Genomic DNA, 1958 nt, shown 5'->3' with positions numbered 1-1958 from the left:
ATGCGGAAGCCGCGCACCTTCACCTGGAAGTCGGTGCGGCCCAGGTACTCCAGCTGGGAGTCGGCCTTGCGGCGCACCAGGTCACCGGTGCGGTACATGCGCGCGCCCGGCGTGGTGCTGAAGGGGTCCGGGACGAAGCGCTCGGCGGTGAGGTCAGGACGGCCGAGGTAGCCGCGGGCGAGGCCGGCACCGGCGAGGTACAGCTCGCCAGGGACGCCAATGGGTTGCAGCTCCAGGCGGGAGTTGAGGAGGTAGGCGCTGGTTTCGGGAAGGGGCAGGCCGATGGAGGGCTCGCCGGGGCCTTCCGGGACGCGGGTGAAGGTGGAGTAGGTGGTGTCCTCGGTGGGGCCGTAGAGGTTGAAGACGTGGTGGACGGTGCCGGTGGCGTACAGGGCGCGCACCAGGGTACCGGGCAGAGGCTCACCTGCGAGGTTGATGGTGCGAACGGAGGGAGGAATGGCGCGCAGGCGCAGCAGCTCGGCGATGGCGGAGGGGACGGTGTTGATGAGCGTCACCTCGTGGGCTGCTGGCAGCGAGGGGAGAGCGAGGGCGTTGTCAGCGAGGTAGACGGAGCCGCCGCAGGCGAGGGGAGCGAAGAGCTCGAAGATGGAGAGGTCGAAGCAGATGGAGGTGGCGGCGAGGGTGGCGGCCAGCTGCTCGCGGGAGAAGGTGCGCAGCGACCAGTCGAGGAAGGCGGTGGCGCTGGCGTGGGAGATGGCGACGCCCTTGGGCCTGCCGGTGGAGCCGGAGGTGTAGATGACGTAGGCGAGGGAGTCGTCGGAGGCGAGTGAGGTCGGGGCGGAAGAAGGCAGCGCGTCGAAGCCGTGAGGCAGGGAGTCGAGGCAGAGCGTCGTCAGGCCGTGGGTGTCGAGCTGGAGAGAGGCCAGCAGCGAGGAATGGGAGAGCAGGAGGCGAGCGCCGGAGTCGACGAGGGTGAATTCGAGACGCTGGCGCGGGTAGGTGGGGTCGAGCGGGACGTAGGCGCCGCCGGCCTTGAGGACAGCGAGGAGGGAGACGAGGAGGTCGGCCGAGCGCTCCATGCAGACGGCGACGCGAGACTCGGGGCCGACGCCCATGGCGAGCAGGGAGTGGGCGAGGCGGTTGGCGCGCGCTTCCAGCGCTCGGTAGGAGAATCGCTCTTCACCCACGACGAGGGCGAGGGCGTCCGGCGTTCGTGCAGCCTGCTCTGAGACGAGCTGATGGATGAGGGAGCGGCGCAGCGAGGTGCGCGTGTCGTTCCACTCGACGAGGAGGGTGTGACGCTCGCTCGGAGTGAGCAGGGGCAACTCTGCGAGGCAGGTGTCGGGCGAGGCGACGACGGACTCGAGCAGCGCCTGGAGGTGCGTGGCGAGGCGCTGGACGGTCTCCTCGCGGAACAGGTCCGAGGCGTAGTTGATGGAGCCGAGCAGGCCGTCGGGCGAGGAGGAGAAGGAGAAGGTGAGGTCGAACTTGGCGGTATGGCCGTCCACCTCGACGGGGTGGATGGAGAGAGCGCTCTGGGAAGCCGACGAGGAGTCCGTCGGCGCGGGAGCATTCTGGAGGATGAGCATCGCCTGGAAGAGAGGCGAGCGGCTCAAGTCGCGCTGGACGTGGAGTTGCTCGACGAGCTTCTCGAAGGGGACGTCCTGGTGGGCGTAAGCGCCGAGAGTCGACTCGCGAGCGCGAGCGAGCAGCTGGCGGAAGGAGGGCGAGTCGTCGAGGCGAGCGCGAAGTGCGAGGGTGTTGACGAAGAAGCCGATGAGGCCTTCGAGCTCGGAGAAGCGGCGGCCTGCGATGGGAGAGCCGACGACGACGTCGTCCTGGCCGGAGTAGCGGGAGAGCAGGGCCTGGGTGGAGGCGAGCAGGGCCATGAAGAGGGTGGCGCCCTCCTTCTGGCTGAGGGCTTCCAGGGAGCGGCCGAGCTGGGGCGAGAGGCGGAAGCTGACCAGACCGCCACGGAAGGACTGGACGGGCGGGCG

The 1958-nt window shown here is 69.4% G+C and carries 1 protein-coding gene; it reads right to left on the bottom strand.

What is annotated here, in order from left to right:
- On the bottom strand, positions 1-1958 hold a 1958-nt coding region (locus tag G4D85_RS48330; RefSeq protein ID WP_164021889.1), incomplete at both ends, for a non-ribosomal peptide synthetase.

Source organism: Pyxidicoccus trucidator (genome assembly GCF_010894435.1).
Lineage (GTDB): Bacteria > Myxococcota > Myxococcia > Myxococcales > Myxococcaceae > Myxococcus > Myxococcus trucidator.
This window is presented reverse-complemented; position numbering and strand designations above follow the sequence as displayed.